The organism is Legionella nagasakiensis (assembly GCF_900639915.1).
Taxonomy (GTDB): Bacteria; Pseudomonadota; Gammaproteobacteria; order Legionellales; family Legionellaceae; genus Legionella_A; species Legionella_A nagasakiensis.
Genome location: NZ_CAAAID010000006.1, coordinates 43,535 through 56,263, shown reverse-complemented (window position 1 = coordinate 56,263; position 12,729 = coordinate 43,535). Strand labels below are relative to the sequence as shown.

The following is a 12,729-nucleotide window of genomic DNA, read 5'->3' as shown; positions in this document are numbered from 1 at the left end:
ACAAGGATTAATATGTTAAAAGAACTGGTTGCTACCACTTTGTCCGTCATCACGATGGGAACCATCCTCCCGGCACATGCCGAAAAAATTGCAGACTCCTGCTTCGTTGAGGTCGCTATATCATCACCTCCAGTACTTCCGAGCGAACGGGTTGCATTCAACGTAAGCAATAACAGCGGTATCTATCGCTCCCTGACCTTAAGTGGGGGCAGTGCTGCTAAAATTATTGAAAAACTACCTTGCTATAATGTTTATGCCGTTTCTGCGACCCTTTACTCGAACGATTCCAATCCATTGATGAATGCACCAGTCATTGGTCAATGCACATTGAAAGCAGGCGAAATAGCATTAAATGATCCAAGCAGCAACATATCGGTTGTGTTCCCATTTGATTTCAATTGTGGTTGATTCTAATATCCTACCAGCCTGAAAAACCATCTAAAGTTTATCAGGCTGTTTCTAGCCTGTAAGCACCTAATAGCGATAATGATCAGGCTTGAAAGGGCCATCCACATGAACACCAATGTAGGCGGCTTGCTCTTCGGTTAATGTGGTAAGCTTGGCACCAATACGACCAAGATGCAAATTGGCCACACGCTCATCCAAGTGCTTCGGTAAAACATATACTTGATGCTCATATTGTTCGCTGTGTTGAAACAATTCAATTTGTGCTAACACCTGATTACTGAAAGAGGCAGACATAACAAAACTTGGATGTCCTGTAGCACAGCCTAAGTTCACCAGGCGGCCTTCCGCTAAAACAATAATGCGTTTACCATCCGGAAAAATTACGTGATCCACTTGTGGTTTGATGTTTTCCCAGGAATATTGTCGCAAGCTTTGAATATCAATCTCGGAATCAAAATGACCAATGTTGCATAAAATAGCTTGATTTTTCATACGCAACATATGCTCATGATTGACGACGTGATAATTACCGGTAGCGGTCACAACAATATCAACCTGTTCTGCAACATCATCTAAGGTAACGACACGGTAGCCTTCCATAGCCGCTTGCAAGGCACAGATTGGATCAATTTCAGCAATCCACACCACCGCTCCCTGGCCACGTAAAGCTTGTGCACATCCTTTACCAACATCCCCATAACCTAAAATCAATACCACTTTACCGGCAATCATAACATCCGTTGCACGTTTTATGCCGTCTAATAACGACTCACGACAACCGTACAGATTATCAAATTTGGATTTAGTCACTGAATCGTTTACATTAATCGCGGGCATTTTCAATTGCGCTTTTTTAGCCATCTCATAGAGTCGGGCCACACCTGTTGTCGTTTCTTCAGAAACACCTTTGATGTCTTTCAACAAATTTATATATTTTTTATGAACGATTTGCGTTAGATCTCCACCATCATCCAGTAGCATATTTGGCGTCCAGCCATCAGGGCCTTGCAATGTCTGCTCAACACACCACCAATACTCTTCCTCCGTTTCTCCTTTCCATGCAAAAACGGGTATGCCAGCTTGAGCCATGGCAGCGGCTGCGTGATCCTGAGTAGAAAAAATATTGCAGGAAGACCATCGAACTTCCGCACCAAGAGCAACCAACGTCTCAATCAGCACCGCCGTTTGAATGGTCATGTGCAAACAACCGGCAATACGGGCGCCCTGTAATGGTTTATCTTGACCATATTGTTCCCGCAATGCCATTAAACCAGGCATCTCTGTTTCTGCAATAGCAATTTCCTTCCGTCCCCAGTCAGCCAATGATAAGTCAGCTACCTTATAATCAGGACTTGATTTAACCTCATTCGCTAATCTCATAATCTATCCTCAAACCAAACGTTATAATGCGTTGCGCAATTCGTCGACCTTATCCAATCGCTCCCACGGCAAATCATGGCGACCAAAATGACCATACGTTGCAGTTTGCCGATAAATTGGGCGCAGCAACTTGTGATGATCAATAATGCCTTGTGGCGTGAGATCAAAATGAGTATTGATCAAATCAATGATCGTCGCCTCGTCCAGTTTTCCTGTACCAAACGTTTCGATTGATATAGACGTTGGCTCGGCAACACCAATTGCATAAGACACTTGAATTTCACACTTTTCCGCAATTCCTGCTGCCACAAGATTTTTAGCCACATATCGTGCGGCATAAGCAGCCGATCTATCTACTTTGGACGGATCTTTTCCTGAGAAACATCCTCCCCCATGCCTTGCCATCCCGCCATAAGTATCCACAATGATTTTACGGCCAGTCAAACCGCAGTCTCCCTGGGGACCGCCAATCACAAAACGACCCGTGGGATTAATAAAAAATCGCGTTTCTGGCAAAAGCCATTCTGCCGGAAGTATTGGCTTAATAATTTCCTCACGTACTGCCTCCACCAGTTCTTGATGAGAGACATTCGGTGCATGCTGTGTTGAAAAAACCACCGTATTGACAGAAACAGGCTTGCCATTGACATAATTTAACGTTAATTGTGATTTTGCATCCGGTCGTAACCAAGGTAAAACACCTCGCTTGCGCAAATCGGCTTGTTGTATCATTAATCGATGTGCATAAGCGATAGGAGCCGGCATAAAGACATCCGTCTCACAACTGGCATAGCCAAACATCAATCCCTGATCCCCTGCACCCAATGTCTTCGTATCCTGATTATCAACGCCGCGCGCAATATCAGGCGACTGTTTGCCAATGGCTGATAATACCGCACAAGATTCCCAATCAAAGCCCATCTCTGAGCTGTTATAACCAATCTCTTTTATAACGCCTCGTGTAATGTCTTCCACGTCCACCCAGGCACTGGTGGTGATTTCACCGCCTACAATCACCATACCGGTTTTTACAAACGTTTCACATGCGACTCTCGCACTGGGATCTTGAGCTAATATTGCATCCAAAAGAGCATCTGAGATTTGATCGGCTATCTTATCTGGATGTCCTTCAGAAACAGATTCTGAGGTAAAAACATGGGAAAATTTCACGGTGCAATACTCCTAAACTAAATTAAGGCGATTCCATCAATTTAATAAACGCATCAAAAATAACATCAATATCATGAGGTCCAGGACTGGCCTCTGGGTGCCCTTGGAAACCTAAAGCAGGTTTTTCTCGATGCTTAATACCCTGCAAGCTTTGATCAAATAAAGAACGATGTGTGATTTGCAAACAATCCGGTAAAGAAGATTCATCAATTGCAAACCCGTGATTCTGGCTAGTAATGAAGACACGCTTCTCTCCATTAACTTCCAATACAGGGTGGTTAGCCCCATGATGGCCAAATTTCATTTTTAAAGACTTAGCCCCACAGGCTAATGCTAAAATTTGAAACCCTAAACAGATTCCAAATAATGGGATACCTGCTGCTAAAAACTCTTGTGTAGCCTGAATCGCATAATCACAAGCTTCAGGGTCACCTGGACCGTTTGATAAAAAAATGCCATCTGGATTCATCGCCAACACATCAGAGGCTGGTGTTTGTGCCGGAACAAGGGTCAAATGACAGCCTAAATCATGTAAAATGCGTAAAATAGTGTGCTTCACGCCAAAATCGTAGGCAACGACGTGATGCGTTAATGGCCTGGATGTTTTAGCCCATTCGCCTCGCCCCTCATGCCAACGCTCTACCGTTTGTCGTGATACCGTTTTAGCTAAATCCAAGCCTTTTAGGCCCTTAAAGGAATAAGCGGTTTCCAAAGCTTTTTCGATTTGATTCACGTCTGTACTGATGCAAGCCGCCATCGCTCCTTGATCACGTAAACGCAACGTTAGTTGACGAGTATCAAGACCAGCAATCGCCACGACCCCATGTTTATATAACCAATCAGGTAAGGATTGTTTTGCACGATAATTACTAGGATGAAAGGTACAATCTCGCATCACTAATCCACTAGCCCATACTCTGGAGGATTCCATATCCTCTGGATTGCAACCTGTGTTTCCTACATGAGCAGTTGTTAATGTGATAATCTGACGCGCATAAGACGGGTCAGTGAGCATTTCCTCATAGCCTGTCATGGATGTATTAAACACCAATTCACCAACACAATGACCACTAGCACCTACAGAAACACCATGTAAAATAGTACCATCGGCAAGGGCTAATATTGCAGGTTTGTAAGTCATCAAAACAACACTCTTCTAAGATAAATAGGACTTCATAAGTCCTGATTATGACGGCATGAAAAAATGCCCTATTGTAGCTACTCTTCCGTAAGATTAAAAGGATTCCTCTCTACCATACCAAGGCCACCAAGGCCTACACATGAAAAAATCTTGACACCTACATTCCGCGGTTTATCCGCAGAATCCAACGGGATAGCTAGATTTCTACGTCCCTAAAACAAGTCGCGGGATGTAGAAAAGGGTTCAAGTTGGTTTTAATAAACTCAATTTCAATTTTCATGCGTAGGCTCTATATACCATACGGCTTTTTTAATTTCTTCCCCTCTTTTTTAAAAGAGGTTAAGAGAGATTTTTTAGGACAAGAAGCTAAGGACTCTAAAACTTCATGTCTTCAAAAAATTTCCTTACGCCATCAAACCAAGAGGTGGAACGGGGAGAGTGTTTACCCTGCTCCAAAGATTGCTGCAATTGCAACAATAAATCTTTTTGTTCGCGCGACAGATTGACTGGAGTTTCTACCACGACTTTACATAATAAATCCCCCGTAGCATAGCCACGAACCGATTTCATGCCTTTACCTCGTAAACGAAATAATTTGCCTGTTTGTGTTTCAGCTGGAATTTTCAACGTCACTCGGCCTTCCAGAGTCGGGACTTCGATTGAACCGCCTATCGCTGCAGTGACAAAACTGATAGGAACTTCACAATGCAAATCGCTGCCATGCCGCTCAAAAATAGCATGCGGCTTAACTGAAACTTGGACATATAAATCACCCGCCCCTCCCCCATGGATGCCAGCCTCCCCTTCGCCACTTAAACGAACACGATCGCCATTATCCACACCAGCTGGAATCTTAACGGTTAATTTTTTGCTTTCGCGTACGCGCCCCTGGCCATGGCATGCAGGACATGGGTCACGAACCACTTTACCCTCTCCATGACAGCTTGGACAAGTCTGTTGTATGGAGAAAAAACCTTGCTGGATTCGCACTTGACCAATGCCATTACAGGTTTCACAGGTTTGTGGCATGGTGCCTTTCTTGGCGCCAGAGCCATTACAAGAATGACAACTGGTATGACGCGGAATGGTAATTTCCACTTGCTTGCCTACGGCTGCTTCTTCCAAAGTCAGTTGCACGCTGAATTGCAGATCAGCCCCACGTTGACCATGGGATTGACGCTGCTGCCTTCCTCCGGAGAAAATATTTTCAAAAATATCTTCAAAGACATCACCAAATCCACCAAAGCCGCCAAATCCATGACCACCGGCTCCGCCCATAGAAGCGTCTACACCAGCATGGCCGAACTGATCATAAGCAGCACGTTTTTGCTTATCAGACAATACTGCGTAAGCCTTTTGAATTTCTTTAAATTTTTCTTCTGACGCCTTATCGTTAGGATTTCGGTCTGGATGATGTTTCATCGCCAATTTACGATAAGCTTTTTTAATTTCAGCATCACCAGCATCACGACTGACACCGAGAAGCTCATAATAATCCTGCTGTTGCATGAGCACTCACACTACTTGAAGTTGAATTTCTTTAGACACAAGGCCTAATTATTAATTATAACAAAACTGTATGCATTTTTTGCAAATAAGATTGCAAAAAACAAAATCTGCACATTATTGTAGATTCAAACGGATCTTGTGCAGAAAAAATAGGCTAGCCTGACTAAGAAAACGTCATAAAACCTGGTTATCGCTATGCGCTAACCAGGCTGCACACTTATATAACTTATTTTTTATCCTCATTGACTTCTTCAAACTCGGCATCTACAACGCCTTCATCCGCTTTTGCAGACTCTTGTGGAGTTTCTGTTTCGGCTTGTGTCTGACCTTCAGTAGATTTTTTCGCATAAATACGTTCAGCCATTTTGGCAGATACATTACTTAATACTTTTAACTTATCTTCCATCAGCGCCTTATCATTGCCCTTCACTGCTTCCTTCAATTCAGAAACAGCAGCTTCAATATCTTTTTTCTCTTCATCTGATAACTCGCCTTCCAGATCTTTCATAGATTTTTCACTGCTGTGAATCAAGCTGTCTGCTTGATTGCGAATCTCTGCCAATTCTTTGAACTTTTTATCTTCCTCGGCATGCGCTTCGGCGTCCTTAACCATGGCGTCTACTTCTTCATCCGACAAGCCGCTGGATGCTTTAATTACGATGGATTGTGCCCGGCCCGTTGCTTTGTCTTTAGCAGACACATTCAAGATACCATTCGCATCAATATCAAACGTTACCTCAATTTGTGGCACGCCACGCGGCGCTGATGGAATATCAGTCAAATCAAAACGACCAAGTGATTTATTAGCAGAAGCCTGTTCCCGCTCTCCTTGCAGCACATGCACCGTAACTGCCGTTTGATTATCATCTGCCGTAGAAAATACCTGATTTGCTTTCGTCGGGATGGTGGTATTCTTCTCAATTAACTTAGTCATGACACCGCCCAGCGTTTCAATGCCCAACGATAACGGCGTAACATCTAAAAGAAGAATATCTTTCACTTCGCCAGACAATACAGCCGCTTGAATTGCAGCTCCCACAGCAACCGCTTCGTCCGGATTAACGTCTTTTCGCGGCTCTTTACCAAAAAAATCCTGAACCGTTTTCTGCACCAACGGCATACGCGTCTGACCACCAACCAAGATCACTTCATTGATTTGCCCAACCGATAAACCTGCATCCTTCAATGCTATCTTACAAGGCTCTATCGTTCGTTCTACTAATTTTTCTACAAGAGACTCCAATTTAGCTCGAGTTAATTTGATGTTTAAATGTTTTGGACCAGATGCATCTGCAGTAATATAGGGCAGATTCACATCGGTCTGCTGGGAAGAAGACAACTCGATTTTTGCTTTTTCGGCCGCTTCTTTCAGACGCTGCAAAGCCAATGGATCATTATGCAAGTCAATACCAGTGTCTTTCTTAAATTCGGAAGCAAGATACTCAATTAAAGCAAGGTCAAAATCCTCACCACCGAGGAATGTATCTCCGTTAGTGGCCAACACTTCAAACTGATGCTCACCATCAACCTCTGCAATTTCAATGATGGAAATATCAAAGGTTCCACCACCCAAATCAAATACAGCAATAACAGAATCACCCCGTTTTTTGTCCATGCCATAAGCCAGTGCAGCAGCGGTTGGCTCATTGATAATACGCTTGACTTCAAGACCAGCAATACGTCCTGCGTCTTTGGTTGCTTGGCGCTGAGAATCATTAAAGTAAGCAGGGACAGTAATCACTGCTTCTTTCACTTCCTCGCCCAAGTAATCTTCGGCCGTTTTTTTCATTTTTCGCAAGACTTCAGCTGAAATTTGTGGTGGTGCTTTATCCTGGCCTTTAACTTGTACCCAAGCATCGCCGTTATTCGCCTTGACAATTTTGTAAGGCACCATCTTAATGTCTTTTTGCACAATAGAATCATCATAACGGCGACCAATCAATCGTTTAATGGCAAACAAAGTATTATCTGGATTAGTTACAGCTTGACGTTTGGCCGCCTGACCAACCAAAATTTCATCATCACTCGTGTAAGCCACAATAGAAGGCGTGGTACGATGCCCTTCACTGTTTTCAATGACTCTCGGCTTGTCGCCTTCCATAACTGCAACACAGGAATTCGTTGTACCTAAGTCAATTCCAATTATTTTTGCCATTTTTCTTCTTGCTCCGATCTATTGTTATACGCAATTATTGTTAATATGGGGATGTCTGTGCCAATTTCAAGCCGTATCCATTTCTTTGTTATTTACCTTTGGCGACAATGACTCTGGCTGGGCGAATGACTCGATCATTAAGCTTATACCCTTTTTGAAAAACTGCCAGAACCGTATTCGGGGACACATCGCTTGATTCCTGCATGGACATGGCTTCATGAAACTGAGGGTCAAACGGCATGCCTTGAGGATCCAATGGCTCTACATTATATTTTTGTAAACTATCCAGAAACAACTTCATCGTCAGCTCAAGCCCTTCACGCATGGCTGAATCTGCTTCCTGGGCGGCAAGCTGCAAAGCCTGCTCCAAACTGTCTATAACCGGTAAAAGCGAATGAACAAATTTCTCCAAGCCATAACGATGTGCGTTAGCTACGTCTCGCTCAGCTCGCCGACGAACGTTATCCAATTCAGCAAGCGCTCGTACAGACTTTTCCCAATGTTCATGGGCTTTTTGCTCGGCAAGCGTTAATTTTTCTTCTAATTCAAGATAAGAAGGATGTTCAAGCGCGCTGCCAGTCGACTCAGATTCTTCTTCAGGATTCAACAGCTCATCAAACCCCTGTTCATCTTGCAATTCATTCTCTTCTCTCACTTTTTGCCAATCTTTTGTTGTTTTTTTGCTCATGTAAAACTCCAGAACCTAAAAAGCACGAATGCCTGTTAAATAGGGGCAAATCATTCAGAAATCAAGTCTAGAAATAATTTTTCCCTGTTATTTGCTTGCACAATAACAATCATTGCCTATTATGCACATTTATCCGATAGTCTATACTAAGCACATACACTTTACATTCAACAGGAATTACCATGAACGGATTCATAGGATGGTTAATATCTGCTTTATGTATTTCCATTGCGTTTGCAAATGATACACCATTCATCTCAAAGGATACTGAAATGGGTTTGTTGCCTTCTCCATTTCCTGTTTATGTGATAGAGCATCAAGTTACCAACTATCCCCATCCTGGCACAGAAAAAAAATGGCTGCCAACCGATAACAGTTATGCAGAAACACCAGGCTGTTATATTGCATGCTATTCACATCAATCTGGCGTTTATTCCGTGTCGCCCACCATTTACGTCATGGGACAAGTCCGTGTCAAGGGTCAATATCTCCAACGTATATGTCAACCTGAACATTATGAACATCAAGATATCAGCAAAGCTGAATCATTTAAAAAACTATGTTCAGAAAAAATTACATCATGCAAAAACATTGAGTGCTGGGCCGGCGGTGATACGGGTGGCTGGTTTGGTATTCAATAGGAATGCTTAAATCATTCATTAACATCACCAGTCACAGACCGAACGCTTGAACTGCTTGCAGTGATTGTTCATTCATTGCATACTTGGATTTTTATACAAGCAATAATGGGTTTTTCATGGGTGAATGGTCTTTAACCTCCTGGCTTCAATATCAATACGAACAATCAGCCAGTTATCCTGATGAAGCTCAGTTGGCGCGCGTGGTCGAGCAGTTAAACCAATTACCCCCTTTAGTCAGTAATGGTGAAATAAAGAACCTGAAACAAGCCATTGCCCGCGCCGGTCGCGGTGAAGCATTTATTTTACAAGGCGGTGATTGCGCCGAATCGTTTCAGGATTGCTGCGCAGACATCATCAGCAACAAACTCAAAATTCTTTTACAAATGAGTTTGGTATTGATTTATGGCATGCGTAAACCCATCATCCGTATTGGACGCATTGCAGGACAGTATGCAAAACCACGCTCATCGGATTATGAAACCATTGATGGCGTCACCCTGCCTAGTTATCGAGGCGATCTGGTTAATTCCCCAGAATTCAGTGCAGAAGCACGTACCCCAAATCCTAAATTAATGCTGCAAGGCTATAGTTGCGCCGCTATGACTTTGAATTTTATTCGCGCGCTTCTTGCTGGCGGATTCGCCGATCTCCATCATCCCCAACGCTGGGATTTACGTTTTGTTGAACACTCCACACAGGCAGAAGAATATCATGCCATCGTACGCTCAATAGCTGACTCAATGGATTTTCTTGAGTCCATTGATGGTTTACGCAACAGCAATTTGAATGATGTAGACTTTTACACCTCCCATGAAGCTTTACATCTGCATTATGAGCAAGCACTGACACGTCAATCGCAAGATGGATTATGGTATAATATGTCCACTCATTTGCCTTGGATAGGCATGCGTACCGCTAAACTGGACAGTGCACATGTTGAATTTTTACGCGGCGTGCAAAATCCCATAGGAATTAAAATAGGTCCGGCCGCCACAGCTGAATGGATTAGTGAATTATTAAATATTCTTAACCCGCAACGAGAAGAAGGGAGAGTGCTGCTCATCAGTCGCATGGGAGCGAAAGAGATTGCACGCCAACTCCCCCCACTTATTGAAGCCGTGAGAGCAACTCAAATACCAGTAACCTGGTCTTGCGATCCCATGCATGGCAATACTGAAACAACCGCCGAAGGAATCAAAACCCGACATTTTGATAATATTCTGCATGAGCTCCAACAAGCATTAAACATTCATCGGGAATTGGGAAGTTACCTGGGTGGCGTGCATTTTGAATTGACTGGAGACAATGTAACAGAATGCATTGGTGGTGCGAGAGGATTGGCCGCAGATGATTTAAAACACGCCTATCATACGTTAGTCGACCCTCGTTTAAATTACGAACAATCTTTGGAAATGGCCATTCAATTGAGTCGAAAATTTAAATCCGTCAACCGATCTTAGAGACAGTTCTTAATTCAAGTAATTTTTTAAGTGCTCAGGAATGCGATGATCAAGCCAATAAATGGGTAAGCCAGGTACATGACCACTAATAAAACCGACGTGCCCGCCTTTACGACTTAGTTCCAAAGTAACGCAATGAGATAATTCCCCTTCTTTTGGTAAAACGTCTGGGGTCATGAAAGGATCATCCAGCGCATGAATAATCAAGGTTGGTGTTGCAATTTTAGATAAATACTGCCACGAACTTGCCTCACGGTAATATGCATGGACATTCGCAAACCCATGAAGCGGTGCCGTTATGTGATCATCAAACGTCCAGAAGCAACGTAATGAATCAACATACCTTAAATCTCTTAAGGAAGAAGGGAGTTTATTGGCATGCTCTTTCAATTTACGCGCGAATATAACACGCATTTCTCTTAATAAGTAAGCTTGATAAACCCGTGATAACCCCCGATTCATGCGATCAGCTGCCAAACGTAACTGGAAGGGCACAGACACCGCGACGCCTGTTTGCACGCAGGATTGCCTGGCCTGCTCACCAAACCATTTTAATAAGACATTTCCCCCTAATGATATTCCTACAAGGGCTTTTTTAGTATGCGGTTCTCGCTGGGCTAATGTTTCCATAAAATAAGCCAAATCACTCGTATCACCTGAGTGATAAGCACGCAGCAAACGGTTAGGTTCTGACCCTGCTCCACGAAAATGCATTAATACGCCGCGCCAACCACATTGATTAAAAGCACTCAGCAAACCACCAACATAAGCTGAATTCATACTGCCACCCAAACCATGCAGCAACACTACCAAAGGGGTATCCGCTCCCAAACCATTGACCGCCCATGCCAAATCAATAAAATCTCCATCAGGAAGCTCAAATCGTTCAAGACGATCAATAGGAGCCATCAATCGACGAACCAGTGTAGGGTAGACGGTCTGGGCGTGAGGATTAGCCAACCACCAAGCTGGCTTAAATGAACTTTTTATAATCATGATGTCTCAATATGATATTCAGGGCTATATTCATGAACAGCCTCCACTAAAGCTGCTACGTGCTCCGGTGGAACATCTGGTGTTATACCATGACCTAAATTAAATACATGTCCGGAGCCTTGGCCATAAGATGCTAAGACCTGCCTGACTTGATGATGGATGCATTGTGGTGACGTCAGTAAAACAGTAGGATCAAGATTCCCCTGCAAAGCCACTAACTCACCGACCTGAGCACGCGCTGCAACAAGATCGCATGTCCAATCAACACCCAAAGCATCACAGCCTGAATCAGCCATTTGACGCAGCCATTGCCCACCCCCCTTTGTAAATAATATAATAGGGATGTTTGGATGATTCTCCTTGATCCGTTTAACAATCATGGTCATATAATTCAGGGAAAAATTCTGATAATTTTGTGTGGTTAAAATGCCCCCCCACGTATCAAAAAGCATTAAGGCATTCACACCAGCCTGTATTTGCTCCTGTAAATAATCCGTAACAGCATGCACTAGTTTTTTCAGCAATTGATGCATGGCGGCAGGCTCAGTATACATCAGCCGTAAAACCTGTTTAAAATCACGACTACTGCTTCCCTCAACCATATAACAAGCAAGCGTCCAGGGACTGCCAGCAAAACCTATTAACGGCAAATCGACTGGCATTTCCCGACGAATAAGCCGAACGGCATCCATGACATATCCTAATGCCTCTCTTGCTTGTGGCGTTGGTAAATTCTCAATATCACCAGCACCACGAAGCGGTTTTTTAAAACATGGTCCTTCGCCTTCAACAAAATACAGTTCCAAACCCATAGCATCTGGAATCGTTAAAATATCGGAAAATAAAATGGCCGCATCGAGCGCAAAACGTCGTAAAGGCTGGAGAGTCACTTCGCAGGCCAGTTGTGGATTTTTACATAAATTTAAAAAACTCCCAGCCTCCTCACGCACGGCTCGATATTCAGGTAAATACCGGCCCGCCTGACGCATTAACCATACCGGCGTACGTTCAACGCGTTTCTTTTGTAAACTACGGATAAACAGCGATTCGCTTACATCGACCATAAAACAACACACTATGCCTGAAAAAATTAAATTTTAGCATAAAAATTTGATAGACTACCCCACCTATTCTAGATCGCATCCTCATGAGATTAAGCTTCTTCCAAAATTCTTATTTAA

At 43.3% G+C, this 12,729-nt stretch carries 11 protein-coding genes; 3 read left to right on the top strand and 8 right to left on the bottom strand.

The features are described from left to right. The first annotated feature begins 12 nt into the window (after positions 1 to 12). Positions 13 to 408 (top strand): hypothetical protein, encoded by a 396-nt coding sequence (locus E1O52_RS06755; protein ID WP_133127951.1) that lies wholly within the window; start codon positions 13 to 15, stop codon positions 406 to 408. Between the two features lie 66 nt (positions 409 to 474). On the opposite strand, the gene ahcY is transcribed toward E1O52_RS06755, so the two are convergent. The 6 genes from ahcY to grpE all read right to left on the bottom strand — a co-directional run bounded on the left by ahcY (position 475) and on the right by grpE (position 8,451). Further along, positions 475 to 1,788 (bottom strand): adenosylhomocysteinase, encoded by a 1,314-nt coding sequence (ahcY, locus tag E1O52_RS06750; RefSeq protein WP_133127950.1) that lies wholly within the window; start codon positions 1,786 to 1,788, stop codon positions 475 to 477. A 21-nt stretch (positions 1,789 to 1,809) separates the two neighbouring features. Then, complete coding sequence (gene metK, locus E1O52_RS06745) at positions 1,810 to 2,958, bottom strand: methionine adenosyltransferase (protein WP_133127949.1); 1,149 nt, start codon at positions 2,956 to 2,958, stop codon at positions 1,810 to 1,812. Between the two features lie 22 nt (positions 2,959 to 2,980). After that, the gene (gene carA / locus E1O52_RS06740; protein ID WP_133127948.1) at positions 2,981 to 4,099 is read right to left on the bottom strand and encodes a glutamine-hydrolyzing carbamoyl-phosphate synthase small subunit; all 1,119 of its coding nucleotides are present in this window, start codon (positions 4,097 to 4,099) and stop codon (positions 2,981 to 2,983) included. Between the two features lie 375 nt (positions 4,100 to 4,474). Next, positions 4,475 to 5,608: a molecular chaperone DnaJ gene (gene dnaJ, locus E1O52_RS06735; protein WP_133127947.1), complete on the bottom strand. Its 1,134-nt coding sequence runs from the start codon at positions 5,606 to 5,608 to the stop codon at positions 4,475 to 4,477. A 226-nt stretch (positions 5,609 to 5,834) separates the two neighbouring features. Continuing rightward, positions 5,835 to 7,763 carry a molecular chaperone DnaK gene (gene dnaK / locus E1O52_RS06730; protein WP_133127946.1) on the bottom strand — a complete coding sequence of 643 codons (1,929 nt, stop codon included), beginning with the start codon at positions 7,761 to 7,763 and terminating at the stop codon, positions 5,835 to 5,837. A gap of 88 nt (positions 7,764 to 7,851) precedes the next feature. After that, complete coding sequence (gene grpE / locus E1O52_RS06725; protein ID WP_133127945.1) at positions 7,852 to 8,451, bottom strand: nucleotide exchange factor GrpE; 600 nt, start codon at positions 8,449 to 8,451, stop codon at positions 7,852 to 7,854. 182 nt (positions 8,452 to 8,633) lie between these two features. Between grpE and E1O52_RS06720 the strand changes: the two genes are divergently transcribed. Then, positions 8,634 to 9,092, top strand: a complete 459-nt coding sequence (locus E1O52_RS06720; RefSeq protein WP_133127944.1) for a hypothetical protein — start codon at positions 8,634 to 8,636, stop codon at positions 9,090 to 9,092. 116 nt (positions 9,093 to 9,208) lie between these two features. Beyond that, a complete protein-coding gene (locus tag E1O52_RS06715; protein ID WP_133127943.1) occupies positions 9,209 to 10,552 on the top strand; it encodes a 3-deoxy-7-phosphoheptulonate synthase class II in 1,344 nt (447 codons plus the stop codon). A gap of 9 nt (positions 10,553 to 10,561) precedes the next feature. Here the strand turns inward: E1O52_RS06715 and E1O52_RS06710 are convergent, their stop codons facing one another. Both E1O52_RS06710 and hemE read right to left on the bottom strand, forming a co-directional pair. Then, complete coding sequence (locus E1O52_RS06710; protein WP_133127942.1) at positions 10,562 to 11,548, bottom strand: hydrolase; 987 nt, start codon at positions 11,546 to 11,548, stop codon at positions 10,562 to 10,564. Beyond that, on the bottom strand, positions 11,545 to 12,612 hold the full coding sequence (gene hemE, locus E1O52_RS06705; RefSeq protein ID WP_133127941.1) for a uroporphyrinogen decarboxylase: 1,068 nt from the start codon (positions 12,610 to 12,612) through the stop codon (positions 11,545 to 11,547). The genes E1O52_RS06710 and hemE overlap by 4 nt, the downstream gene beginning before the upstream one ends. Positions 12,613 to 12,729 lie beyond the last annotated feature (117 nt).